Here is a 24,169-nt window from a genome sequence, read left to right as displayed (position 1 = left end):
GAAGGATAAATGAAAAAGCGTGCATTAGTAAGTGTTTCAGATAAAACAGGAGTAGTAGAATTTGTTAAAGGATTACTAGAACAAGGGATTGAAGTTATTTCAACAGGTGGTACGAAAAAGTTACTAGAAGAAAACGGCTTACAAGTAATCGGCATTTCTGAAGTAACTGGTTTCCCTGAAATTATGGATGGCCGTGTGAAAACATTACATCCAAATATTCATGGTGGTCTATTAGCAGTTCGTGATAATGAAACACATGTAACACAAATGAATGAGTTAGGCATAGAGCCAATTGACTTTGTTGTTGTTAACTTATACCCATTTAAAGAAACAATCGCTAAGCCTGATGTAACATTTGCTGATGCAATTGAAAATATTGATATCGGTGGCCCAACAATGATTCGCTCTGCTGCGAAAAATCATAAATTCGTATCGGTAATTGTAGATCCAGTAGATTATGATATTGTGTTAGCAGAACTGAAAGAGAACGGTGAAGTAGCAGAGGAAACAAAACGTAAACTAGCAGCGAAAGTATTCCGTCATACAGCAGCGTATGATGCGCTAATTTCTAACTACTTAACAGAGCAAATGGGTGAAGAAAGTCCAGAAACATTAACCGTGACATTTGAGAAAAAGCAAGACTTACGTTATGGCGAGAACCCACATCAAAAAGCAACTTTCTATAAAGCGCCATTCGCAGCAACTTCTTCTGTTGCATACGCAGAACAATTACACGGTAAGGAATTATCGTATAACAATATTAATGATGCAGACGCAGCGCTTAGCATCGTAAAAGAATTTACAGAACCAGCAGTAGTAGCAGTAAAACATATGAATCCATGTGGTGTTGGAGTAGGAACTAATATTCACGAAGCATATACTCGTGCTTATGAAGCAGATCCAGTATCAATCTTCGGCGGTATTATCGCAGCAAATCGTGAAATTGATAAAGCTACAGCAGAAAAGTTACATGAAATTTTCTTAGAAATTGTTATCGCACCTTCGTTCTCACAAGAAGCTTTAGAAGTGTTGCAAAGTAAGAAGAACTTACGTTTATTAACTATAAATATTGAAAAAGCGACAAGTGCAAGCAAAAAACTAACTTCTATACAAGGTGGACTTCTCGTTCAAGAGGAAGATACGTTATCATTAGATGAAAGTACAATTTCAATTCCAACGAAACGTGAACCTTCAGAGCAAGAATGGAAAGATTTAAAACTAGCTTGGAAAGTTGTAAAACATGTGAAATCAAACGCAATTGTTTTAGCGAAAGATGACATGACAATTGGTGTCGGTGCGGGACAGATGAACCGTGTAGGTTCTGCAAAAATCGCAATTACACAAGCTGGTGAAAAAACACAAGGTAGCGCGCTTGCATCTGATGCTTTCTTCCCAATGCCAGATACATTAGAAGAAGCAGCAAAAGCAGGAATTACAGCAATCATTCAACCGGGCGGATCAATCCGTGATGAAGATTCTATTAAAGTGGCAGATACTTATGGGATTGCTATGGTGTTCACTGGCGTACGTCATTTCAAACACTAATAGAGGATGTTTAAAAAGTCCGGTTAAGATAACCTTCGCATATCGTCGTTGCATCGCCAGTGCGGTACTCATGTAGGAAAGCTACACTCCGTGTCCTCCTGGCAAATGCGCCTAGACCTGCTCGGTTCTCTTAATCCTCCTTTTTAAACCTTTATTGATATGGATGTTTAAAAAGTCCGGTCGAGATAACCTTTTATTGATATGAAAAAGCAAACTAGGAGCATAGCTTCTAGTTTGTACTTATTTAATTATTGGGGGATGAAATATGAATGTTTTAGTAATTGGCCGCGGTGGGCGTGAGCATGCTTTAGCTTGGAAGTTTGCACAATCTGAAAAAGTAGAAAAGGTATATGTAGCACCAGGTAATGAAGGTATGAGAGATGTTGCAACACCAGTTGATATTGATGAAAATGATTTTGATGCATTAGTTTTATTTGCAAAAGAGAATAATGTTGAGTTAACTTTCGTTGGACCAGAAATTCCGCTTATGAATGGAATTGTTGATCGTTTTAAAGAAGAGGGACTTCGCGTATTTGGTCCGAATAAAGCGGCTGCTGTTATTGAAGGTAGTAAAGCTTTTACAAAAGAGCTTATGAAAAAGTATGATATTCCAACTGCGGCGTACGAAACTTTTACAGATTATGAAGAAGCAGTACAGTACATTCAAAAAGTTGGTGCACCAATCGTTATTAAAGCTGACGGCTTAGCTGCGGGTAAAGGTGTAACGGTAGCGATGACGCTTGAAGAGGCATTACAAGCTGTGAAAGAAATGCTGCAAGATGTGAAATTCGGCGCGGCAAGTAAGAAGGTTGTTATTGAAGAGTTTTTAGATGGACAAGAATTTTCATTAATGGCATTCGTGAATGGAACAACTGTACATCCAATGATAATCGCCCAAGATCATAAAAGAGCTTTTGATGGTGATAAAGGTCCAAATACGGGCGGAATGGGTGCATATTCTCCAGTACCACAAATTCCAGAATCAGCAGTTCAAGAAGCGATTCAAACCGTATTGCATCCAACTGCTAAGGCGATGATTGAAGAAAACCGTTCGTTTACAGGTATTTTATACGCAGGTCTTATTTTAACAAATGATGGTCCGAAGGTAATTGAATTTAATGCACGCTTCGGTGATCCTGAAACAGAAGTTGTATTACCTCGATTAGAAAACGATTTAGTTGATGTATGTAACGCTGTATTAGATGAAAGTGAACTAACGTTACAATGGTCAGAAGAAGCGGTAATCGGTGTTGTACTTGCTTCTAAAGGATATCCAGAAGCATATAAAAAAGGTGATATTATTAGCGGACTAGATGCACTGCAAAATGTGATTGTTTTCCATGCAGGTACAGCAATGAAACATGGGGACTTTGTAACGAACGGTGGCCGTGTATTATTTGTTGCTTGTAAGGCAAGTAGTTTACAAGAAGCAAAAGATAAAGTATATAAAGAAATCGGTAAAATTGAGAGTGATGGTCTATTTTATCGAAGTGACATAGGATATCGTGCAATTGGGCATGAGATGACGAAAAGTTAATATGTAAAAATCCCGCTGAGGAATCAGCGGGATTTTTTATGCATCTTTATCTTTTTTTAATTTCCCTTTTTGCTTTGCCATTTCTCGAAGTAAATACTCGATGTGTGCATTGACGCTACGAAATTCATCATTTGCCCATTTTTCGATGACTGCGTGTAATTCAGGATCAATACGTAATGGAAAGCTTTTCTTTTTAGCCATAATTACTTATAGCCCTTAGTATAGGCTTCCTGTATTAATAACTGGCTGCGCACCTTTATCTGAAACGATGGCAACTAATAAGTTGTTTACCATATTTGCTTTACGCTCGTCATCGAGTTCTAGTACGCCTTCTTCATCTAACATATGGATGGAGTCTTTCGCCATCTTCACAGCACCTTCAACAATTTCTTTTCTAGCAGCTAATACTGCTTTTGCTTGCTGGCGTTGTAGCATTGCATGGGCAATTTCTGTTGCGTAAGCTAAGTGCGTTAAACGAGTTTCTAATACTTCTACACCAGCAATTTCAAGACGCGCCTCTAACTCACGTTTTAATTCCTCAGAGATTTCTTCAGTATTTCCGCGTAACGTAACGCAGGTTTCATCTTGGAAATTGTCATAAGGATATTTTGTTGCAACATGGCGGATTGCCGTTTCGCTTTGAATTTCTACAAATCGATCATAATGTTCAACACCAAACATTGCTTTTGCAGAATCAACAACTTTATATACGATAACAGCTGCAATTTCAATTGGATTTCCATCAACGTCATTTACTTTTAATTTTTTACTGTTAAAGTTTTCAACACGTAAAGATACAGTTTGACGGAATGCGAACGGAATCGTTAAAAATAAACCGTTTTGACGAATTGTTCCTAAATAATTACCGAAGAACGTAATAACCTTCGCTTGATTCGGTTGAACAATACCGATACCTGTAGCGAGAACTGCGGCTAATATAATAGTTAGTGCCGCTCCTATGAAAATTTCTTGTGCAAGGAAAAATACACCGATAGCAGCTAAAATCAAAATTCCAATAATACCGAGAAAACCATTTACATAAAATACTTGTTTTTCTTTCATATGATCGCCTCCTGATATAAAAATGATATCACTTTTATATCATTTTAAGCAAGAGGTATGCATCTAATTTTCTGAATTTTATTGGTTGATATCTTTTATATACATTTTAAGGTTCAAAAAGAGAATGTACGTTCTGTTTTATGGTAAAATAAAGAAGACTTAACCGCCCACTGCAGCAGCTAAGTCCCTTTGAGAGCATCTTGCATCGTGACAAATGATTCAAAGCGGTTTTGCCAGGATTATATCTTCAATCGCTGACTCAATCTCTTTGTCAGAAGCGTCATAACTTCCTTTTGACTCTGGCTTGTCATGAGTGGAAGTTTGATTCACTTCTTCTTTAGCATGTCCTTTTTCAGCAAAATTCATGCTAGGCATTTTAAATGCCCCCATATTCATGTATTTTCCGAATTTCCACATTTCAACAACAGGGCAGAAACGAACAATTCCTTCTGCAACTTTCATTGCACCAATCCATAGAAAAATGTTAGACCAAGTGCACCACGGCTTGCGTACAAGTTTAGTTGCACTACATCCGAAGAGGACGAGCCCAAGTGTAATTCGAATTAGAGCGTTTATTGTCCCGATATTTTGCTTCATTAGAAAAACACTCCTTTTTATGAAAGTTGAAATAGATAATACTATTTCTTTTATTAGTATCCCGTTTGATTTTTGGGATATGTAATCCAACATTTGACGTGGAAAAAGATGTTGGAATGTGCGTGTGTGTAAGTAACTTTTTTTGTTATAATGAAAGAATGCATAAAAGGAACTTCAAAATTAAATCCTCTAGTTTAAAAAATATGGAAGAGGTAATTCCAAACTTAATTCTCCGTTTTAAACAAATATTTAAGATGAAGTTAAAACAATAATGATGAAAATAAACTGTTATTTTGAACAGAAATATATATAACTAGAGAAAAGGAAGGGTGTTTTCATGTACGATATTTCCGGATGGAAACATGTATTTAAGCTTGATCCAAATAAGGAGTTAAGCGATGAACATTTAGAAATGATTTGTGAGTCTGGAACTGATGCGGTTATTGTAGGCGGAAGTGATGGAGTTACAATTGATAACGTATTACACATGCTAGTTAGCATTCGTAGATATGCAGTTCCTTGTGTATTAGAGGTCTCTGATGTAGAAGCAATTACACCAGGATTTGATTTTTATTACATCCCAAGTGTTTTAAATAGCCGAAAAGTAGAATGGGTAACAGGTGTTCATCATGAGGCATTGAAAGAATTTGGGGATATTATGGACTGGGACGAAATTTTTATGGAAGGGTATTGTGTTTTAAATCCAGAAGCGAAAGTAGCCCAGCTTACAGAAGCGAAATGTGATGTAACAGAAGATGACGTTATTGCATATGCTCGTTTAGCAGACAAGCTATTACGTTTACCGATATTTTATTTAGAATATAGCGGTACGTATGGAGATGTTGAACTTGTTAAAAATGTAAAAGCAGAATTGAAACAAGCTAAGTTATATTATGGCGGTGGTATTTCTAATGCAGAACAGGCGAAAGAAATGGCACAATATGCTGATACAGTAGTTGTTGGAAATATTATTTATGATGATATAAAATCGGCGTTAAAAACAGTTAAAGCAGTAAAAGGAGAGTAGGTGCAGGCGTATATGAGTATGACAGATAAGTTATTAAACGGTTTAAATCCACAGCAACAAAAAGCAGTACAAACAACGAATGGACCACTTCTATTAATGGCAGGTGCAGGTAGTGGTAAGACACGTGTGTTAACACATCGTATTGCGTATTTACTTGGTGAAAAAGGTGTAGCACCATGGAATGTACTAGCTATTACCTTCACAAATAAAGCAGCTCGTGAAATGCGTGAGCGTATTGATACACTTGTGGGACCAGAAGCAGAAGATATTTGGATTTCGACGTTTCACTCTATGTGTGTACGTATTTTACGACGCGATATCGATCGTATTGGTATTAATCGTAACTTTACAATCTTAGATTCAGGTGATCAGCTAACTGTAGTCAAAAAAATTATGAAAGAGCGTAATGTTGATCCGAAGAAATTTGAGCCGCGCTCTATTTTAGCGGGTATTAGTAATGCGAAAAATGAACTGTTATCTGCGGATAAATATGCAAAAAAAATTACAATGGCTGATCCATATGAAAAATTAACGAGCGATGTATACACAGAGTATCAAAAACGTCTTTTGAAAAATAATTCATTAGACTTTGATGATTTAATTATGACGACGATTCAGCTATTTGAACGTGTTCCAGAAGTATTAGAGTTTTATCAGCGTAAGTTCCAATATATTCATGTTGATGAGTATCAAGATACAAATAAAGCGCAATATCTTCTTGTTAAACATTTGGCAGCGCGTTTTAAAAATCTTTGCGTTGTGGGTGACTCTGACCAGTCTATTTATCGCTGGCGTGGTGCAGATATTTCTAACATTTTGTCATTCGAAAAAGACTATGAGAATGCACAAGTAATTCTGTTAGAACAAAACTATCGTTCGTCACAAAATATTTTAAATGCAGCGAATGCTGTTATTGAAAAAAATACGAATCGTAAGCCGAAGAAATTATGGACAGACAATCAAGTTGGAAGTAAAATCTCGTATTATCGTGCTGCAACTGAAAAGGACGAAGCGTATTTTGTTGCAAAAAAAATTCGTGACGATATTCAAATGGGGAAACGAAAATATACTGATTTTGCAGTGCTATATCGTACGAATGCTCAGTCTCGTATGGTCGAGGAGATTTTCCTTAAATCTAACATTCCGTATAAAATTGTCGGGGGTACGAAGTTCTACGATCGTAAAGAGATTAAAGATATTTTGGCGTACTTACGTTTAATCGGTAATCCAGATGATGAAATTAGTTTTGCACGTATTATAAATGTGCCAAAGCGTGGCATTGGTGCGACTTCTATCGATAAAATTATTAATTACGGTGTGCAAAATGGAATTTCATTAACTGCTGTATTTGATGAGATTGAGCATGTTGGAGTAAGTGCAAAAATTACAAAGGCAGTAAAAGAATTCGCGAATTTATTAAATAACTGGGTAAATATGCAAGAGTATTTATCTGTTACAGAATTAGTAGAAGAAGTTATTGAAAAAACAGGCTATCGCGATATGTTGAAAAATGAACGTTCTTTAGAAGCGGAAGGTCGTTTAGAAAACTTAGACGAGTTCTTATCTGTTACGCAAACATTTGAATCTCAAAGCGAAGATAAGAGCCTTGTTGCATTCTTAACAGATTTAGCACTTGTTGCTGATATTGATCGTGTAGATGAAGACCCAACTGCTGGTGAAGAAGTTATTTTAATGACGATGCACTCGGCGAAAGGATTAGAGTTCCCGGTTGTCTTTATTGTTGGCTTAGAGGAAGGGATATTCCCTCATACTCGTTCTCTTATGGAAGAGGATGAAATGCAAGAAGAACGTCGTCTTGCTTATGTAGGTATTACTCGTGCAGAAGAAGAGCTATATTTATCTAACGCGCAAATGCGTACATTATTTGGTAGAACAAGTATGAACGCTGCGTCTCGATTTATTACAGAAATACCGACAGAACTAGTGGAATCATTAAATGAAACAGCGCCGAAGCGTGAAACATCGTTTGGTACAAAAGGCAGAACGGCAAGTAGCGGCAAAACGACAATCACAACAGCAACACGCTCTCGTTCAGCTTTCGCGCGCCCTGCAGCTAAGACGACAGGTGGCGAACAAATTGGCTGGGCTGTAGGAGATAAAGCTTCCCACCAAAAATGGGGAGTCGGTACAGTTGTAAGTGTAAAAGGTGAAGGTGATGCAAAAGAATTAGATATTGCGTTCCCAAGCCCAATTGGTGTTAAACGTTTGTTAGCAAAATTTGCACCTGTGACGAAACAATAGGAAAGGAATGAGGATATGTCAAAAGAGATAGTAAAAAAACGTATAGAAGAATTACGTGACTTGTTAAATACATTTAACTATCAATATCACGTATTAGACAATCCTTCTGTTTCTGATGCGGAATATGACCGTAATATGCAGGAGCTTATAAAATTAGAAGCAGAGAACCCAGAGTTTATGAGTGAAGATTCTCCCTCCGTTCGCGTTGGGGGGACTGTTCTTGATATATTTGAAAAAGTAACACATAAGTCACCAATGTTAAGTTTAGGAAATGCATTTAACGAAGGAGATTTACGTGATTTCGACAGAAGAGTACGTCAAGGAATTGATGGTGCGAATGTAAGATATATATGTGAATTAAAAATTGACGGGCTTGCCGTTTCGCTTCATTATGAAAAAGGACGCTTCATTCAAGGGGCGACACGTGGTGATGGTGTAACGGGTGAAGATATTACTCAAAATTTAAAAACGATTAAAGCTATCCCACTGCGTTTAAATGAAGAAGTAACGTTAGAAGCACGAGGCGAAGCATATATGCCGAAGCGTTCATTCGTTAAACTAAATGAAGAAAAAGAGCAAAATGGAGAAGATGTATTTGCGAATCCGCGTAATGCAGCAGCAGGTTCAATACGTCAACTTGATCCGAAAATTGCAGCGAAGCGTAACTTATCTATGTTTGTGTATGGTCTTGCGAATGTAGAAGAAAAAACAATTTCATCACATGGTGAATCGCTGGATTTCTTAGGTGAACTTGGATTTAAGACAAATCCAAATCGCCGTACATGTGAAACAATTGAAGAAGTTATAGCTTATGTAGAAGAATGGCAAGAAAAACGTCCGCATCTTGATTATGAGATTGATGGAATCGTTATAAAAGTAGATGATGTTGCCCTTCAAGAAAGTCTAGGAACTACAGCGAAGAGTCCAAGATGGGCGATTGCTTATAAATTCCCGGCTGAAGAAGTTGTAACGAGATTAACAGGCATTGAATTAAGTGTTGGCCGAACAGGGGTTGTAACACCGACTGCAGAACTAGAGCCAGTGAGAGTTGCTGGTACGATTGTTCGTCGTGCTTCTTTACATAACGAAGATTTAATTCGTGAAAAAGACATTCGAATTGGTGACTACGTTGTTGTGAAGAAGGCTGGAGATATTATTCCTGAAGTTGTGAACGTTATTTTTGATAAGCGTACTGGTGAGGAAGAAGAATACCGCATGCCAACTCATTGTCCAGCATGTGAGAGTGAACTTGTTCGTTTAGAAGAAGAAGTAGCACTTCGTTGTATAAATCCAACTTGTCCTGCTCAAATTCGAGAAGGGTTAATCCATTTCGTTTCAAGAAATGCAATGAATATTGATGGACTTGGAGAACGTGTCATTACACAACTCTTTGATGCTGATTACATTCGTACATTTGCTGATTTATATGCATTGACGAAAGAGCAATTATTACAGTTAGAACGTTTTGGTGAAAAATCAGCAACAAACTTAATACAAGCAATTGAAAATTCTAAAGAAAACTCGTTAGAGCGATTATTATTTGGTCTTGGAATTCGCCACGTTGGAGCGAAAGCAGCACGTACATTTGCAGAGCACTTTGAAAAGATGGATGAGCTTGTAAAAGCAACGGAAGAAGAACTAAAAGCAATTAATGAAATTGGCGAAAAAATGGCTCAATCTGTTGTGACATATTTTGATAATGAAGATGTATTAGAGTTATTACAGCAGTTTAAAGAGTATGGCGTGAATATGACATACAAAGGTATAAAAATTGCAGATTTACAAAATGTTGAATCTTACTTCGCAGGAAAAACGGTTGTTTTAACAGGTAAGCTAGAAGTTATGGGACGAAGTGAAGCGAAGAAGAAGATTGAGGCATTAGGTGGAAAAGTAACAGGAAGTGTTAGTAAGAGTACGGATTTAGTTGTTGCAGGTGAAGCAGCTGGTTCGAAATTAGCACAAGCGGAGAAACATAATGTTGAGGTTTGGAATGAAGAGAGGTTCTTACAAGAGCTAAATAAGTAAGAGGTGCAAACTTACCATGAAAAAAATAGCATTAGCGGTATTAAGCCTTGGCCTACTTGTAAGTGGGTGTAGTGCAGGTGCCGACAAAGATGAAAAAGTGGCTGGGAAATCGGGGAAAGCAAAAGAACAATCAGTTGTTCCAAAATACGCTATTTCGGATGAATATTATAAGACGACTATTCCATTTGATGGTGGAAAGGCACGTGGTTTAGTGGTGCAAGGGTTAAATAGTCGCCTTGATATAGATGAATTTGAAACAGGATTAATGCGAATTGCAAAAGAATCATTTAGTACGAAAGATAATTTTTTAAAAGGCGGAAAAGCTCTAGATACTCAAACTATACAGATGCTTGTTAAAAGAAAACGTACAGATGCTGAACAAAAGGAACTAGAGGAAAAATTAAAAAAAGATGCAGTTAAATTTCCTAATATAGGATTAAATCCTGCATTAGGAACAGGATCCGAATCACTAGAAGTGAAAAACAAAAAAAATCCAATATATATTTCAAATATTTTAGAGCATGATTATTACGTGAAAAAAGGCGATAACGGCGAGGAACGTGTTGGTATGGTAGTTGGATTAGCGATGAATTCTGTTCAATATTTTAACGAAGAGCATGGTTACCCACGTGAAGCTGCAATCCCAGATGAAAAGATGTTAGCTGAAGGGAAAAAAATGGCGCAAGAAATTTTGAAAGTCATACATCAAAAAGAACCTGAAACAAAAAATATTCCGATAACATTTGCGATTTATCGCCAAGCTCCAAAGTCTTCGCTCGTGCCAGGTAATTTTGTTTCTTATGCAAATGTCGAAAAAGGTAGTGAAACGGTTGAAGATTGGAAACAAATTAATGAAAAATATTATTTGTTCCCATCAGAGCAAGCGAAAACAGATAATAAACGTGAAGATCTTGCAAGAGTATCCAACTTTAAGGCAAAACTAAGCGATTATTTCCAAGGCGACTATACAGCTGTTATTGGTACTGGTATGTATAGAGATGATGAATTAAGAGAAATGAAGCTTGATATTCCTGTCCAGTTTAATGGAAAAGCTGAAATAGTTGGTTTTACACAATATGTGGCAGGGCTTGTTATGGAATACTTCCCGAATTATATGAAAGTACAAGTAACGATTAAATCTGTAGAACGCCCAGAAGCTATTATTATACGTGAAGCAAAACAAGATGAACCACTTGTGAAAATTTTAGATTAAATATGAAGGCTGTTCCTCTATGGAACAGCTTTTTTTCTTATGTAATTTTGTTATAATTTAAAATGTTGTAAAAAATAGGGGTAAGGGGTAAAGCTCATGGAAGAATTAAGTTTTCAAGTCATTATTTTATTAATTGCATTCGGTTTTTTAGCAGCTTTTATTGATTCCGTTGTTGGAGGAGGAGGGTTAATTTCGCTTCCTGCACTTATGTTTGTTGGCTTATCGCCAGCTTCGGCAATTGCAACGAATAAATTAGCGGCAACAATGGGGACGTTTACGAGTGCGATGTATTTCATTCGATCAGGAAAAGTTGATTTTAAAATTGTAGGAAAGTTAATCCCGTTAACTATTGTTGGAGCTGTTGCAGGTGCTTTAGTAGTAAAATTTATTCCATCGGATATTTTACGCCCATTAGTACTTGTAATGTTGGTATTTATTGCTATTTATATTATTGCAAAAAAGAATTGGGGAAGTGTGTCTACCTATAAGAAGATGACGCAAAGAAAAACATTAATATTTTTCTTTGCTATTTTAATGATAGGATTTTATGATGGTTTTTTTGGACCAGGGACAGGGTCGTTTTTAATTTTTGCATTTTTATTAATTGGCTTGGATTTTATTCAAGCGGCAGCATCTGGAAAACTTTTGAACTTTGTTAGTAATATTGTATCTTTAATTACTTTTTTATTTTTAGACATAATTCATTTTGAATACGGTATTATCATGGGATTATCAATGATCTTAGGTGCTTATTTTGGATCGAAGTTTGCGGTTCAAAAAGGTGTTGGATATGTAAGAACTTTATTTTTATTAGTTACTATATTATTGATTGGGAAAAATGTTTTGGAATATACTCATATTTTGTAGATTCATACGCATGTATGAATCTCTTTTTTTATTATATTTTAAAAATTTATTAATTTTTAAAATATAAGTCTAGGAATATTTGAATAAATCTAAATTATCGTGTAGAATAATGTTGTAAAATGTAAACGTTTTTCTAAGGGGAGGCTAAAAAAATGGTAGTAGCATACAAACATGAGCCATTTACAGATTTTTCAGTGGAGGCTAACAAATTAGCGTTTGAAGAAGGTTTAAAGAAAGTAGAATCTTATCTTGGACAAGACTATCCATTAATTATTGGGGGAGAAAAAATCACTACAGAAGACAAAATTGTTTCTGTAAACCCTGCAAATAAAGAGGAACTTGTTGGTCGTGTTTCAAAAGCAAGCCGTGAGTTAGCTGAAAAAGCAATGCAAGTAGCGGATGAAACATTCCAAACTTGGAGAAAATCAAAGCCAGAAATGCGTGCAGACATTTTATTCCGTGCTGCAGCAATCGTTCGTCGCAGAAAACATGAATTCTCTGCTATTCTTGTAAAAGAAGCAGGTAAGCCATGGAATGAGGCAGATGCTGATACAGCAGAAGCAATCGACTTTATGGAATATTATGGTCGTCAAATGTTAAAATTAAAAGACGGTATTCCAGTAGAAAGCCGTCCAATTGAATATAATCGTTTCTCTTACATTCCATTAGGAGTAGGTGTTATCATTTCTCCTTGGAACTTCCCATTCGCAATTATGGCAGGTATGACAACAGCTGCTTTAGTTTCTGGTAACACAGTATTACTAAAACCAGCTAGTACAACTCCTGTAGTAGCAGCGAAATTTATGGAAGTATTAGAAGAAGCTGGCTTACCAGCTGGCGTAGTAAACTTCGTTCCAGGTAACGGTTCTGAAGTTGGTGACTACTTAGTAGATCATCCTCGTACACGTTTCGTAAGCTTCACGGGATCTCGTGATGTAGGTATCCGTATCTACGAGCGTGCAGCGAAAGTAAACCCAGGACAAATTTGGTTAAAACGTGTTATCGCTGAAATGGGCGGTAAAGATACAATCGTTGTTGATAAAGAAGCAGATCTTGAATTAGCAGCTAAGTCTATCGTTGCATCAGCATTCGGATTCTCAGGACAAAAATGTTCTGCATGTTCTCGTGCAGTAATCCATGAAGATGTATACGATCACGTATTAAATCGTGCTGTTGAATTAACAAAAGAATTAAAAGTTGCTAACCCAGCAGTATTAGGTACAAACATGGGTCCTGTTAATGACCAAGCTGCATTTGATAAAGTAATGAGCTATGTTGCAATTGGTAAAGAAGAAGGTAGAATCTTAGCAGGTGGCGAAGGAGACGATTCTAAAGGCTGGTTCATCCAACCAACAATCGTTGCTGACGTTGCAGAAGATGCTCGCTTAATGAAAGAAGAAATCTTCGGACCAGTAGTAGCATTCTGTAAAGCGAAAGACTTTGATCATGCACTTGCAATTGCAAACAATACGGAATACGGTTTAACAGGTGCTGTTATTACTAACAACCGTGACCATATTGAAAAAGCACGCGAAGACTTCCACGTTGGTAACTTATACTTCAACCGTGGATGTACTGGTGCAATCGTAGGTTACCAACCATTCGGTGGCTTTAACATGTCTGGTACAGACTCTAAAGCTGGTGGACCTGATTACTTAGCACTTCATATGCAAGCAAAAACTACTTCTGAAACTTTATAAGAAATAGTAGAGGAGCTCTTCACAGAATGTGAAGAGCTCCTTTTAAAATTGAACCCCCATATATTACCGTCGTTCGAAGAGAATGAGCTAAAACCTATTAATAGCGTGATAAACATGTGAACAGAAATAAAATGATGAGAAAAGTTGACTTATTAGTCATATTTTTTAGTATTCATTTTGAGAATTTCCTGTATAATACAATTTGAAAGAAAATCTATGGTTCGACAAGGAACACTCCTTTCAGTTTTGCTCACTGAAAGGAGTGTTTTTTTATGTAGCTAAAAATTCTTGCGTGCTTATTACATTTGCATATACGCCATTTAAACTAGCTAAAATTGTATTGTGAATATAAACAGCTGGTATAGTAGCGTTCTTAAAAGAAAGGTCTTTTGTAGCACAAGCGTCATGTATAACGGTACATTGAAAGCCAAAATCGAATGCAGCCCTTACTGTTGCATCGATACACATATGAGTCATCATCCCGCATACAACGACATGTTCAATATTTAAACGTTTTAATTGCTCTAGAAGATTAGTTTCTCGGAAGCTATTTGGATAATGTTTGACTATAACTGCTTCTTCTCTAAGTGGACGTACGCTTTCATGAATATGTACACCTTCTGTATTAGGTAGGAAAAAAGTAGCGTCATCTTTTATAGCTACGTGTTGGATATGAAAAATAGGTTCGCTGTTTGTTCTAAAGTGTTGTAATAACTGATTAGCATATTCGCTTGCTTCTACTGGATTACGCAATTCCATCTTTCCATTTGGAAAATAATCGTTTTGAATATCGACGAGTAAAAGAGCTGTTTTCATATATTTATCTTCCTCCGAGTTTCATATTCAAATAAATTTATTCAATTCGTAGAGAGGATTCTCCTGTTTAAAAATATGAGGAAGAAGAATTTTAAATAACCTTGAAAGTTACTATTTTTCAGATGAATATTCATCTGAAAATTTTAATAAAGGAATAATTAATATTTTTCTAAAAAATGTATTGACTCTTATTATTCTGAGTTCTATAATGAGAATTAATTAAACGACAATTAAATCGATACATTCTTATCCAGAGAGGTGGAGGGACTGGCCCTACGATACCTCAGCAACGGGTTTTTTAATACCGTGCTAATTCCAGCAAGCCATATAAAGGCTTGGAAGATGAGAAGATGTGAACGAGTACATATAAGTGCTCTCCTTCTTATCTTTATGGTTGATAAGAAGGAGGGCACTTTTTATTTTACCTCGAAAGCTCTGCTTCAAGTTTTTACAGCATATAGGAGGGAAAAAAATGATTTCTTTTAACAATGTAAGTAAAGTGTATGAATCAGCTGGCCAATCTGTTCATGCGGTGGAGGATGTAACATTATCAGTTGAGAAAGGCGAAATTTTTGGCATTATCGGTTTTAGTGGCGCTGGAAAGAGTACGTTATTACGCTTAGTAAATATGTTAGAGAGACCGACGGCAGGAACGATTTCAATAGATGATAAAGATATTACATCATTATCGACGAAAGAATTACGTAAACTGAGACAAAGAATTGGAATGATTTTTCAAAGTTTTAATTTATTTAATTCAAGAACAGTATTTGGAAATATTGCTTATCCATTAAAGTTAGCGAAAGTACCAAAGAATGAGATAAAAAAAAGAGTAAATGAACTGCTGAAGTTTGTAGGGTTAGAAGATAAAGCAAACTATTACCCAGAGCAGCTATCAGGTGGACAAAAGCAGCGTGTGGGCATTGCTAGAGCACTTGCGACATCGCCAGATATTCTTATATGTGATGAGGCAACATCAGCCTTAGATCCAGAAACAACGACAGAAATTCTAAACTTATTAAAGAAAGTAAATCGAGAATACAATTTAACAATTCTTCTTATTACACATGAAATGCATGTTGTGAAAGAAATTTGTCACCGTGTAGCTGTAATGGAGAAGGGAAAAGTTATTGAAGAAGGAAAACTGTTTGATGTTTTCACGCAACCAAAAACAAAGACGACTCAAAACTTTGTACGTTCTGTCATTAATGATCATTTACCGGAAAGTGTTCTAGCGAAAATTCAAAATGGTGGTCAAATTTATCGTCTAACATTTACTGGTGAGGAGACAGGACAGCCGGTACTATCATATATCGCAAAAAACTATAACGTCGATGTAAATGTACTGTACGGAAATATTATTGAACTTCAAAATGTGCTATTTGGAAATCTTCTTGTAGAGTTGCAAGGTGAGCAGAGGGAAATTCAAAAAGCATTACAACATCTAAGACTGCAAGTGCAGCTGAAGGAGGTAGAAGCTCATGCGAGTTGATTGGAGTATATTTTGGCCGCGTATACTAGATGCGACGGGGGATACCCTCTTAATGGTAATTGTAACCCTTATATTTGCTACAATTCTGGGTATACCTCTAGGTTTACTTTTATATGTAACGAGAAAAGGAAACTTTTTAGAAAATAAATGGGTCTTTTCTATTCTTAACATCATAATTAATACAATTCGTCCGGTACCATTCATTATCTTTTTAGTAGCCTTAAGTCCACTAACAAGAAGTGTTATCGGAACGACGATTGGAACAGCAGCGGCAATTTTCCCGATGACGTTAGTCGCATCAATTGGTATTGCTAGAATGGTTGAAACAAACCTTGTTTCCGTTCCGAAAGGAGTAATTGAAGCAGCGCAAGCAATGGGCGCCTCGCCAATTAGAATTGTTTTTGAAATCCTTGTACCAGAAGCGTTAGCACCATTAATCTTAGGTGTCACATTTATGACAGTTGGTTTAATTGAATTCTCTGCAGTTGCTGGGCTTGTCGGTGGTGGCGGTCTTGGTGACTTGGCAATGACATATGGTTATCAACGTTTTGATACATCAGTTATGTTCGTAACGGTCGTGTTACTTATCATTCTCGTACAGATAGCTCAAAATTTAGGAAACTACTTTGCGAAAGTCTTGTTACGCAGATCATAAAAAGGAAGAGAGGAAAAGAAAATGAAGAAAATTTTAGCATTTGCATTATCAGCGATTGTAGGAGTCTCAGCATTAAGCGGCTGCTCAAGTGGAGACACGGGTGCAGGAGCGAAAGAAAAAGTAGTTCGCGTCGGTGTAACTGGAACGGATGGAGACGCTTGGGAAATTTTGAAGAAAAAAGCTGAAAAAGAAGGGATTAAGATTAAACTGGTGGAGTTCTCTGATTACACAACGCCAAATAAAGCGTTAGCTGATGGAGATATTGAATTAAACTCATTCCAGCATATTGCTTTCTTAGAGCAATTTAAAAAAGAGCATAAGTTAGATATTACAGCTGTTGGTACAACGCAAATTGCGCCAATGGGTTTATACTCTGAAAAATATAAGAAAGCAAATGAAATCCCAGATGGTTCAGAAATTGCAATTCCAAACGATCCAACGAACCAAGCACGGGCATTAAAACTTCTTGATGCAGCTGGATTATTAAAGCTTAAAAAAGACTTTGGTCTATTTGGAGATCCAAGTGGTATTGCTGAAAATCCGAAGAAATTAAAAATTACACCGGTTATCGCACAGCAAACACCTCGTGTGTTAAAAGATGTAGTGGCATCAGTTATTAATAACGGTGTTGCTGGTCAAGCTGGATTAGATCCAGCTAAGGATCCTATTTTCTTAGAAGATCCAAAGAATGCAAATGCGAAGCCATATATTAATATTTTTGCAGCTCGTACGAAAGATAAAGATGATCCAACATTGAAAAAAGTAATTGAACTATATCATTCAAAAGAAGTAACAGACGCAATTAAGAAAGAAACAAATGATGGTTCCATTTCAGTAGATCTTTCACTTGATGAGCTTGAAAAAATCGTAAAATAATCATTGGGTTTAATGGACTAACAGAAGGAACCCCTCCGCTGTTAGTTCGTTCAACATATAAACTTAACAAACAAACCCTAATTCTGTACCTTCCAATTTTGTATAACATAGAATCCAATGTTTGTTAAGTAGAGTGATAGACCAGGAGTTTTCCTGGTCTTTTTTTATGAATGAAAGTAGCTAGCGAACAGTAAGGTGATCCAAATTATAATGGGATAAGAAAATAAGCTGAAAAGGAGTGTAATTACGAATTGCTTTGGATGAATTAAGTGTTTTTTTGATAAAAAAAAGAAAATAGAAAAGAGAGTAATGAAAAATGCTGATATTACGCCGGGGTTATAGGAGCGATAAATGAAAAACAAAATAATATGTTGAACAGAGTTGAAGAAGATGGCCCCTTGTATAAAAATAATCCAGCATATAGAAGACAAGAAGTTAAGTTGATATAGAAAGACGATAAGTAATACAAAGATTGTTAATACGGAAATGGCAATGAAAAATTGTTGGCTAGTTATAAGACGGATTGAAAATTGATTAGCAAGGTATTGTGGCATTTGGAAAGCTTCTTCAAGGTTATGAATGAAAAATAATAAGGGAATGATCCAGAATATAGTAGTGGGATGTTTTTTCATCAATTTACATCACTCCAATAAAGTATAGAAAGCCTAAAAAAGGCCCTCTATACAGAGATAGTTATTCAATTATGATATTTTTTAAATTAACTTCATGATGCTCTTGTTCTTTCGGATAAGCAGCTAGTTCCTCTTGTAAAATATTTAATATTTGCTTAGCTGAATGCTGGATGGGATTAGGTAGCTCTTCTAATATATGCATCCCGACTTTTACTTTTGTACGAATTACCCTTCGTAGTAATTCCTCATGCATGTACTACACCTCCAAACCGAATATTTAGTACATCTTTTTCAAATTTTGCTCCTTGAATAGAAAGGTGTGTTAATGTTTTTGGTAACGTGATGTTCCGTTTAACAGAACCAGCTCGAATAATAAGTTCATCACCTTTTTGATTTAAGGAAAGTTCACTTTTGTTTGAGAAGGGAATGGACAGAACGAAAATATACTCATCGCCATCCTTTTTTACATATTGAGTGCGCCCGTTAAATTTCACTTCTGTAGGGGAATGATCAGTTTTAAATAAAGAATCTCCTACACGTTCTAACATAGACAAACCAACAACTTCTTGTTCAAACATTGGAGCTTCGTAAATAGGAAGGGGTTGAAAACTATCTTTAATTAATGTTTTATATTTCTTCTGTGTATCTTTCCATGCCTGAAAATAAGGATCGGTGACAGTGTTAGGGATGACGCGGTTAATCATAATGGCATCTACGTTATAATCGTATAAATTCAAATAAGTAAAGCTGCGCTGGGCTTCTTTAATGACCATTTTTTCAGGATTTACAACGATGCGGATACTTGTTACTTCTCGATTTGATAAAATATCTCTCATTTCTCCGAGCTGTTCAAGTGTACTTGTTAATTCGTCCATAATATCGTCGGTTGGAAGAGGGACACCAAGGAGTGGTTGAGCTACAGGACGAACGACTTTTAAAACTTTTCTTTTAATAGGAAATAATTTTTCCATCCACCAGCCGAGCATGTCTGGAAAGCTTAGCATTGCTAATGTTTCTCCTGTTGGAGCACAATCAATGATAATAACATCATATGTGTTTTGTTTATAATAATCGAGTACGCGAAGTAGGCTAATTAAATCTTCCATACCAGGAAACATCGTTAACTCTTCTGTTGTAATATCATCAGCTGCTTTGGAAGTGAAGAATAGTGTAATATATTTCTGTAATTTTCCCCAGCCTTTTTCCATTTCATAAATCGTATTAATTTCTTGTGCCCACAAATTTTCACGAATTTCTAGTGGTTCAGAAGATAGCCTTATACCAAATGAATCTCCTAAACTATGAGCAGGATCTGTGCTCATTACTAATGTTTTTAATCCTTGTTTCGCACTTTGAATTGCTGTTGCTGCTGAAATGCTAGTTTTTCCTACGCCGCCTTTACCTGTATACAAGATAATTCTCATCATTCATATCCCCTTTGTTTCGAATGTCGAATATTACGAGTGTCGAAGTAAATGATTGAATAAAAACCCAGATAGGGTTTTATTCAATCGGAATGTTTTTCATTTTAGGTGTAGAAATCTTTTCTTCTGTTTTTCGCTGTGACGTAGCGATGTGATTCATGATTTTTTGGAAGATTTGTAGTAAGAATGCTTTTTCTTCTTCTGATAATGCTTCTGTTACTAAGCTAAAGTAATGGGCCGCATTTTGTTTTACTTCTTGAACGAGCATTACGCCGTTTTCTGTTAACCGAATTAATACAATACGTCGGTCATTTTCATCACGGTAGCGTTCAATATATCCCTTTTTTACAAGGCGATTTACAACGCCCGTTGTTGTACTCATCGGTATATCAAGAAGATCAGCAATTTTCGTCATTGTAATATCTGTATTTCGTTCCATCCAAAGTAAACAAAATACTTCTGTTTTAGAAAGTGTTAAATCTAGGCTTACCCATTCTTCAGGATAGAAAAGTTTCTTGGCGTTATCTAGCAGTAAGTCTAAAAAATGTTCATATTGCAACAATTAATTCCACTCCCGTATATTTCGAGGTTCGTAATATTTATTTTTATTTTATGTAGAATAGAAATAATTGTAAATAATTTTAATTGTTTTTTCAGATTAGGCAGAAAACTTTCTTTAAAATAGTATTCTTTTATGGTAGATTTATAAATATAAAACTAGAATTTACATAAAAATCCATCATGGTAAATATACTTATCTATAATGGGTATACAGCTAACGAGGGGGAGAACGATGAGAAGACGTAATACGCAAGCGTTCACGTTTTTAGCATGGACTTCATTTGTTTGTGCGCTTTCAGGTATGCTAATTGGGATTTATACGTTAGATGAAACGCTTAGTGTAAAAGGATACTATTTAATTGGAACATTATTTTTAACGATGTCTTGTTTTGTATTACAAAAAACAATTCGTGATAATGAAGAAGATAACGAGAGATTTCCGAAAAATAAAACGTTAGATAAAGAGTAAATTGTAAAGAAAGGCATTTGCCTTTCTTTTTTTATGTAAAAATGGCGTAAGTACTCTGTGTTGACTTGCTTGAAGTACTGAAAATTTGGTATCATCAATAGTATTGTAGATTGAACGATATATTATGGAGGTGGCCTAGCCGTGTCAAGAATTTCCGTTGAGAATGTAAAGCACGTAGCACATTTAGCACGTCTTGCAATTACTGATCAAGAAGCAGAAAAATTTCAAAAACAACTAGATGCAATTGTTACATTTGCAGAACAGTTAAATGAATTAGATACAACAGATGTAAAACCAACAACTCATGTATTAACTATGAAAAATGTTATGCGTGAAGATGTACCAGAAAAAGGTTTACCAGTTGAAGAAGTATTAAAAAATGCACCGGATCACAAAGATAATCAAATCCGTGTTCCAGCAGTATTAGAATAGAGGAGGGGAATTTCGATGTCATTATTTGATCATTCAGTATCAGAGTTACATAAGAAGTTAAACAACAAAGAAATTTCCGTTACGGATTTAGTAGAAGAATCTTACAAACGTATTGCGGATGTTGAAGATAACGTAAAAGCTTTTCTTACATTAGATGAAGAAAATGCACGCGCAAAAGCGAAAGAATTAGATGCAAAAATCGGCGCTGAAGATAATGGTTTATTATTCGGTATGCCAATTGGTGTAAAAGATAACATTGTAACTAACGGCCTTCGTACAACTTGTGCGAGCAAAATGCTAGCAAACTTCGATCCAATTTATGATGCGACAGTTGTGCAAAAGCTAAAAGCTGCTGACACGATTACAATCGGTAAATTAAACATGGACGAGTTTGCAATGGGTTCTTCAAATGAAAACTCAGGATTCTACGCTACGAAAAACCCATGGAACTTAGATTACGTTCCGGGCGGATCTAGTGGTGGTTCTGCAGCAGCTGTAGCAGCAGGAGAAGTACTATTCTCTCTAGGTTCTGATACGGGTGGTTCTATCCGTCAGCCAGCTGCATATTGCGGTGTTGTAGGTTTAAAACCAACTTACGGACGCGTATCTCGTTACGGATTAGTAGCATTCGCATCTTCACTTGACCAAATCGGACCGATTACACGTACAGTCGAAGACAATGCATACTTATTACAAGCTATTTCAGGTATTGACCGCATGGATGCAACTTCTGCAAACGTTGAAGTTGGAAACTATTTAGCTGGTTTAACAGGCGATGTTAAAGGTTTACGCATTGCTGTACCGAAAGAATACTTAGGCGAAGGTGTTGGCGAAGAAGCTCGTGAGTCAGTACTAGCTGCTTTAAAAGTATTAGAAGGTATGGGCGCAACTTGGGAGGAAGTATCTCTTCCACACTCTAAATACGCTCTAGCAACGTATTACTTACTATCTTCTTCTGAAGCATCTGCGAACCTTTCACGCTTTGATGGCGTGCGTTACGGTGTTCGTTCTGATAATGTAAATAACTTATTAGATCTTTACAAAAACACACGTAGTGAAGGTTTCGGTGATGAAGTTAAACGTCGTATTATGCTTGGTACTTTTGCGCTTAGCTCTGGTTACTATGATGCATATTACAAGAAAGCACAACAAGTACGTACATTAATTAAAAACGACTTTGAAAATGTATTTGCTAACTATGATGTTATTATTGGACCAACAACGCCAACTCCGGCATTTAAAGTGGGCGAAAAAGTTGATGATCCAATGACAATGTATGCAAATGACATTTTAACAATCCCAGTAAACTTAGCGGGTGTTCCAGCGATTTCTGTTCCATGTGGATTCGGTGCTAACAACATGCCACTTGGTCTACAAATCATTGGTAAACACTTCGATGAAGCGACAATTTACCGCGTTGCACATGCGTTTGAGCAAGCAACAGACTATCATACAAAAAAAGCAAGTCTGTAAGGAGGCGAGCATAGATGAATTTAGAAACAATTATTGGTTTAGAGGTTCACGTTGAGTTAAAAACAAATTCGAAAATTTTCTCTGCGAGTCCAACAGAATTCGGAGCGGAGCCAAATACACAAACAAGTGTAATTGACTTAGGATACCCAGGGGTACTTCCTACTTTAAATAAAGAAGCAGTTAACTTTGCAATGAAAGCTGCAATGGCATTAAACTGTGAAATCGCAACGGAAACGAAGTTTGACCGTAAAAACTATTTCTATCCAGATAACCCGAAAGCTTACCAAATCTCTCAATTTGATAAGCCAATTGGTGAAAATGGTTGGATTGAAATCGAAGTAGACGGTAAAAAGAAACGTATCGGTATTACACGTCTTCATTTAGAAGAAGATGCTGGTAAATCAACGCATACAGCTGATGGTTCATTAGTAGACTACAACCGTCAAGGTATGCCTTTAATCGAGATCGTATCTGAGCCAGATATGCGTACGCCAGAAGAAGCATATGCATACTTAGAGAAGTTAAAATCAATCATTCAATACACTGGTGTATCTGATTGTAAGATGGAAGAAGGTTCCTTACGTTGTGATGCGAACATTTCTCTTCGTCCAGTTGGACAAGAGAAGTTCGGTACAAAAGCGGAACTGAAAAACTTAAACTCATTCACTTACGTACAAAAAGGTCTTGAGCATGAGCAAGTGCGCCAAGAAAAAGAACTGTTATCTGGTGGCATCATCCAACAAGAAACACGTCGTTATGATGAAGCAACGAAGAAAACAATCTTAATGCGTGTGAAAGAAGGATCTGACGATTACCGTTACTTCCCGGAGCCAGACTTAGTTGAACTTTACATCGATGATGAGTGGAAAGAAGCAGTTCGAGCTTCTATTCCAGAACTTCCAGATGCACGTAAAGCTCGCTACGTTGCAGAACTAGGCTTACCAGCTTATGATGCACACGTGTTAACATTAACGAAAGAAATGTCTGATTTCTTTGAAGCAACTGTTGCAGACGGTGCTGATGCGAAATTAACATCGAACTGGTTAATGGGTGAAGTACTTGCATACTTAAACAAACAACAAAAAGAATTAAAAGACGTTGCATTAACGCCTGCTGGTTTATCTAAAATGGTTCAATTAATTGAAAAAGGTACAATTTCTTCTAAAATCGCGAAGAAAGTATTTAATGAATTAATTGAAAAAGGTGGAGACCCAGAAGAAATCGTTAAAGCGAAAGGTCTTGTTCAAATTTCTGACGAGGGTACACTTCGTAAAGTTGTAACAGAAATTCTTGATAATAATGAGCAATCTATCGAAGACTTTAAAAATGGTAAAGACCGTGCAATTGGCTTCTTAGTTGGTCAAATTATGAAAGCTACAAAAGGACAAGCAAATCCACCGCTTGTTAACAAAATCTTACTTGAAGAGATTAATAAGCGATAATAGTAGTGACTTTTAAAGATTAAGCAGAAAAACACCCGTACATGGGTGTTTTTCTAGGTTAA

General features: G+C 36.4%; 23 protein-coding genes and 1 riboswitch. Of the genes, 15 read left to right on the top strand and 8 right to left on the bottom strand.

The genetic code is table 11. The features are described 5' to 3' along the window. Nucleotides 1–9 precede the first annotated feature (9 nt). Both purH and purD read left to right on the top strand, forming a co-directional pair. The gene (purH, locus tag ACTFRY_RS26215) at nucleotides 10–1,545 is read left to right on the top strand and encodes a bifunctional phosphoribosylaminoimidazolecarboxamide formyltransferase/IMP cyclohydrolase (protein WP_000745433.1); all 1,536 of its coding nucleotides are present in this window, start codon (nucleotides 10–12) and stop codon (nucleotides 1,543–1,545) included. Nucleotides 1,546–1,810: 265 nt separating this feature from the next. Beyond that, nucleotides 1,811–3,082, top strand: coding sequence for a phosphoribosylamine--glycine ligase (gene purD, locus ACTFRY_RS26210; RefSeq protein ID WP_016117072.1), 1,272 nt, complete (start codon nucleotides 1,811–1,813; stop codon nucleotides 3,080–3,082). 36 nt (nucleotides 3,083–3,118) lie between these two features. Here purD and ACTFRY_RS26205 read toward each other — a convergent pair whose 3' ends face one another. The 3 genes from ACTFRY_RS26205 to ACTFRY_RS26195 form a co-directional block, all read right to left on the bottom strand. After that, nucleotides 3,119–3,283 carry a toxin-antitoxin system HicB family antitoxin gene (locus tag ACTFRY_RS26205; protein ID WP_001085171.1) on the bottom strand — a complete coding sequence of 55 codons (165 nt, stop codon included), beginning with the start codon at nucleotides 3,281–3,283 and terminating at the stop codon, nucleotides 3,119–3,121. A 15-nt stretch (nucleotides 3,284–3,298) separates the two neighbouring features. Further along, entirely contained in the window at nucleotides 3,299–4,144 is an 846-nt protein-coding gene (locus ACTFRY_RS26200; RefSeq protein WP_000660669.1) for an SPFH domain-containing protein, read from the bottom strand. Nucleotides 4,145–4,363: 219 nt separating this feature from the next. Continuing rightward, nucleotides 4,364–4,741, bottom strand: coding sequence for a YgaP family membrane protein (locus tag ACTFRY_RS26195; protein ID WP_000812345.1), 378 nt, complete (start codon nucleotides 4,739–4,741; stop codon nucleotides 4,364–4,366). A 337-nt stretch (nucleotides 4,742–5,078) separates the two neighbouring features. Here ACTFRY_RS26195 and ACTFRY_RS26190 point away from each other — a divergent pair, with 337 nt between their 5' ends. The 6 genes from ACTFRY_RS26190 (at nucleotide 5,079) to pruA (ending at nucleotide 13,835) form a co-directional block, all read left to right on the top strand. Continuing rightward, nucleotides 5,079–5,768 (top strand): heptaprenylglyceryl phosphate synthase, encoded by a 690-nt coding sequence (locus ACTFRY_RS26190; RefSeq protein WP_000272103.1) that lies wholly within the window; start codon nucleotides 5,079–5,081, stop codon nucleotides 5,766–5,768. Between the two features lie 12 nt (nucleotides 5,769–5,780). Continuing rightward, a complete protein-coding gene (gene pcrA / locus ACTFRY_RS26185; protein WP_002100669.1) occupies nucleotides 5,781–8,030 on the top strand; it encodes a DNA helicase PcrA in 2,250 nt (749 codons plus the stop codon). Between the two features lie 15 nt (nucleotides 8,031–8,045). Further along, nucleotides 8,046–10,055 carry an NAD-dependent DNA ligase LigA gene (gene ligA, locus ACTFRY_RS26180; protein ID WP_098616530.1) on the top strand — a complete coding sequence of 670 codons (2,010 nt, stop codon included), beginning with the start codon at nucleotides 8,046–8,048 and terminating at the stop codon, nucleotides 10,053–10,055. 16 nt (nucleotides 10,056–10,071) lie between these two features. Then, entirely contained in the window at nucleotides 10,072–11,268 is a 1,197-nt protein-coding gene (locus ACTFRY_RS26175) for a CamS family sex pheromone protein (protein ID WP_000717034.1), read from the top strand. 96 nt (nucleotides 11,269–11,364) lie between these two features. Beyond that, nucleotides 11,365–12,135, top strand: coding sequence for a TSUP family transporter (locus tag ACTFRY_RS26170; RefSeq protein ID WP_000391975.1), 771 nt, complete (start codon nucleotides 11,365–11,367; stop codon nucleotides 12,133–12,135). 152 nt (nucleotides 12,136–12,287) lie between these two features. Beyond that, nucleotides 12,288–13,835: an L-glutamate gamma-semialdehyde dehydrogenase gene (gene pruA, locus ACTFRY_RS26165; protein ID WP_000259552.1), complete on the top strand. Its 1,548-nt coding sequence runs from the start codon at nucleotides 12,288–12,290 to the stop codon at nucleotides 13,833–13,835. Between the two features lie 270 nt (nucleotides 13,836–14,105). Here the strand turns inward: pruA and ACTFRY_RS26160 are convergent, their stop codons facing one another. Next, nucleotides 14,106–14,651, bottom strand: coding sequence for a cysteine hydrolase family protein (locus tag ACTFRY_RS26160; protein ID WP_098616529.1), 546 nt, complete (start codon nucleotides 14,649–14,651; stop codon nucleotides 14,106–14,108). 243 nt (nucleotides 14,652–14,894) lie between these two features. After that, a riboswitch (SAM riboswitch) is annotated at nucleotides 14,895–15,000 on the top strand. Nucleotides 15,001–15,123: 123 nt separating this feature from the next. Between ACTFRY_RS26160 and ACTFRY_RS26155 the strand changes: the two genes are divergently transcribed. The 3 genes from ACTFRY_RS26155 to ACTFRY_RS26145 are packed head-to-tail and all read left to right on the top strand — an operon-like array spanning nucleotide 15,124 to nucleotide 17,674. Then, nucleotides 15,124–16,143, top strand: coding sequence for a methionine ABC transporter ATP-binding protein (locus tag ACTFRY_RS26155; RefSeq protein ID WP_000622972.1), 1,020 nt, complete (start codon nucleotides 15,124–15,126; stop codon nucleotides 16,141–16,143). Further along, nucleotides 16,133–16,798 (top strand): methionine ABC transporter permease, encoded by a 666-nt coding sequence (locus tag ACTFRY_RS26150; RefSeq protein WP_001261865.1) that lies wholly within the window; start codon nucleotides 16,133–16,135, stop codon nucleotides 16,796–16,798. The genes ACTFRY_RS26155 and ACTFRY_RS26150 overlap by 11 nt, the downstream gene beginning before the upstream one ends. A 21-nt stretch (nucleotides 16,799–16,819) precedes the next feature. After that, nucleotides 16,820–17,674, top strand: coding sequence for a MetQ/NlpA family ABC transporter substrate-binding protein (locus tag ACTFRY_RS26145; protein ID WP_098616528.1), 855 nt, complete (start codon nucleotides 16,820–16,822; stop codon nucleotides 17,672–17,674). A 164-nt stretch (nucleotides 17,675–17,838) separates the two neighbouring features. Here ACTFRY_RS26145 and ACTFRY_RS26140 read toward each other — a convergent pair whose 3' ends face one another. The 4 genes from ACTFRY_RS26140 to ACTFRY_RS26125 form a co-directional block, all read right to left on the bottom strand. After that, nucleotides 17,839–18,306 carry an HXXEE domain-containing protein gene (locus ACTFRY_RS26140; protein WP_016117075.1) on the bottom strand — a complete coding sequence of 156 codons (468 nt, stop codon included), beginning with the start codon at nucleotides 18,304–18,306 and terminating at the stop codon, nucleotides 17,839–17,841. Between the two features lie 61 nt (nucleotides 18,307–18,367). Further along, a complete protein-coding gene (locus ACTFRY_RS26135) occupies nucleotides 18,368–18,559 on the bottom strand; it encodes a DUF3926 domain-containing protein (protein ID WP_000544104.1) in 192 nt (63 codons plus the stop codon). Continuing rightward, nucleotides 18,552–19,733, bottom strand: a complete 1,182-nt coding sequence (locus ACTFRY_RS26130) for an ArsA family ATPase (RefSeq protein WP_098616527.1) — start codon at nucleotides 19,731–19,733, stop codon at nucleotides 18,552–18,554. Before ACTFRY_RS26130 ends, ACTFRY_RS26135 begins: the two co-directional genes overlap by 8 nt. Before the next feature lie 76 nt (nucleotides 19,734–19,809). Continuing rightward, nucleotides 19,810–20,292 (bottom strand): MarR family winged helix-turn-helix transcriptional regulator, encoded by a 483-nt coding sequence (locus tag ACTFRY_RS26125; protein WP_000942484.1) that lies wholly within the window; start codon nucleotides 20,290–20,292, stop codon nucleotides 19,810–19,812. A 231-nt stretch (nucleotides 20,293–20,523) separates the two neighbouring features. Between ACTFRY_RS26125 and ACTFRY_RS26120 the strand changes: the two genes are divergently transcribed. From ACTFRY_RS26120 to gatB, 4 genes are all read left to right on the top strand, one after another. Further along, nucleotides 20,524–20,760, top strand: coding sequence for a YiaA/YiaB family inner membrane protein (locus ACTFRY_RS26120; RefSeq protein WP_001254395.1), 237 nt, complete (start codon nucleotides 20,524–20,526; stop codon nucleotides 20,758–20,760). A 141-nt stretch (nucleotides 20,761–20,901) separates the two neighbouring features. Then, complete coding sequence (gene gatC, locus ACTFRY_RS26115; protein ID WP_000086999.1) at nucleotides 20,902–21,192, top strand: Asp-tRNA(Asn)/Glu-tRNA(Gln) amidotransferase subunit GatC; 291 nt, start codon at nucleotides 20,902–20,904, stop codon at nucleotides 21,190–21,192. Nucleotides 21,193–21,207: 15 nt separating this feature from the next. After that, nucleotides 21,208–22,665 (top strand): Asp-tRNA(Asn)/Glu-tRNA(Gln) amidotransferase subunit GatA, encoded by a 1,458-nt coding sequence (gatA, locus tag ACTFRY_RS26110; RefSeq protein ID WP_000051441.1) that lies wholly within the window; start codon nucleotides 21,208–21,210, stop codon nucleotides 22,663–22,665. A gap of 14 nt (nucleotides 22,666–22,679) precedes the next feature. Next, nucleotides 22,680–24,107, top strand: a complete 1,428-nt coding sequence (gene gatB, locus ACTFRY_RS26105; RefSeq protein WP_001047685.1) for an Asp-tRNA(Asn)/Glu-tRNA(Gln) amidotransferase subunit GatB — start codon at nucleotides 22,680–22,682, stop codon at nucleotides 24,105–24,107. The last annotated feature ends 62 nt before the right edge of the window (nucleotides 24,108–24,169 follow it).

Origin of the sequence: Bacillus cereus group sp. MYBK195-1 (assembly GCF_051916605.1) — a bacterium.
In the GTDB taxonomy this organism is placed as follows: domain Bacteria; phylum Bacillota; class Bacilli; order Bacillales; family Bacillaceae_G; genus Bacillus_A; species Bacillus_A cereus.
This window is presented reverse-complemented; position numbering and strand designations above follow the sequence as displayed.

Bases quoted from the DNA above. Each gene is read 5' to 3' on its own strand.
- ACTFRY_RS26205 (WP_001085171.1), bottom strand. From the start codon at position 3,283: ATGGCTAAAAAGAAAAGCTTTCCATTACGTATTGATCCTGAATTACAC.
- gatA (WP_000051441.1), top strand. From the start codon at position 21,208: ATGTCATTATTTGATCATTCAGTATCAGAGTTACATAAGAAGTTAAAC.
- ACTFRY_RS26135 (WP_000544104.1), bottom strand. From the start codon at position 18,559: ATGCATGAGGAATTACTACGAAGGGTAATTCGTACAAAAGTAAAAGTC.
- ACTFRY_RS26150 (WP_001261865.1), top strand. From the start codon at position 16,133: ATGCGAGTTGATTGGAGTATATTTTGGCCGCGTATACTAGATGCGACG.
- purH (WP_000745433.1), top strand. From the start codon at position 10: ATGAAAAAGCGTGCATTAGTAAGTGTTTCAGATAAAACAGGAGTAGTA.
- ACTFRY_RS26190 (WP_000272103.1), top strand. From the start codon at position 5,079: ATGTACGATATTTCCGGATGGAAACATGTATTTAAGCTTGATCCAAAT.
- ACTFRY_RS26170 (WP_000391975.1), top strand. From the start codon at position 11,365: ATGGAAGAATTAAGTTTTCAAGTCATTATTTTATTAATTGCATTCGGT.
- ACTFRY_RS26200 (WP_000660669.1), bottom strand. From the start codon at position 4,144: ATGAAAGAAAAACAAGTATTTTATGTAAATGGTTTTCTCGGTATTATT.
- ACTFRY_RS26155 (WP_000622972.1), top strand. From the start codon at position 15,124: ATGATTTCTTTTAACAATGTAAGTAAAGTGTATGAATCAGCTGGCCAA.
- ACTFRY_RS26140 (WP_016117075.1), bottom strand. From the start codon at position 18,306: ATGAAAAAACATCCCACTACTATATTCTGGATCATTCCCTTATTATTT.
- purD (WP_016117072.1), top strand. From the start codon at position 1,811: ATGAATGTTTTAGTAATTGGCCGCGGTGGGCGTGAGCATGCTTTAGCT.
- ACTFRY_RS26160 (WP_098616529.1), bottom strand. From the start codon at position 14,651: ATGAAAACAGCTCTTTTACTCGTCGATATTCAAAACGATTATTTTCCA.
- ACTFRY_RS26120 (WP_001254395.1), top strand. From the start codon at position 20,524: ATGAGAAGACGTAATACGCAAGCGTTCACGTTTTTAGCATGGACTTCA.
- ACTFRY_RS26145 (WP_098616528.1), top strand. From the start codon at position 16,820: ATGAAGAAAATTTTAGCATTTGCATTATCAGCGATTGTAGGAGTCTCA.
- pruA (WP_000259552.1), top strand. From the start codon at position 12,288: ATGGTAGTAGCATACAAACATGAGCCATTTACAGATTTTTCAGTGGAG.
- ACTFRY_RS26130 (WP_098616527.1), bottom strand. From the start codon at position 19,733: ATGATGAGAATTATCTTGTATACAGGTAAAGGCGGCGTAGGAAAAACT.
- ACTFRY_RS26175 (WP_000717034.1), top strand. From the start codon at position 10,072: ATGAAAAAAATAGCATTAGCGGTATTAAGCCTTGGCCTACTTGTAAGT.
- ligA (WP_098616530.1), top strand. From the start codon at position 8,046: ATGTCAAAAGAGATAGTAAAAAAACGTATAGAAGAATTACGTGACTTG.
- ACTFRY_RS26195 (WP_000812345.1), bottom strand. From the start codon at position 4,741: ATGAAGCAAAATATCGGGACAATAAACGCTCTAATTCGAATTACACTT.
- gatB (WP_001047685.1), top strand. From the start codon at position 22,680: ATGAATTTAGAAACAATTATTGGTTTAGAGGTTCACGTTGAGTTAAAA.
- pcrA (WP_002100669.1), top strand. From the start codon at position 5,781: ATGAGTATGACAGATAAGTTATTAAACGGTTTAAATCCACAGCAACAA.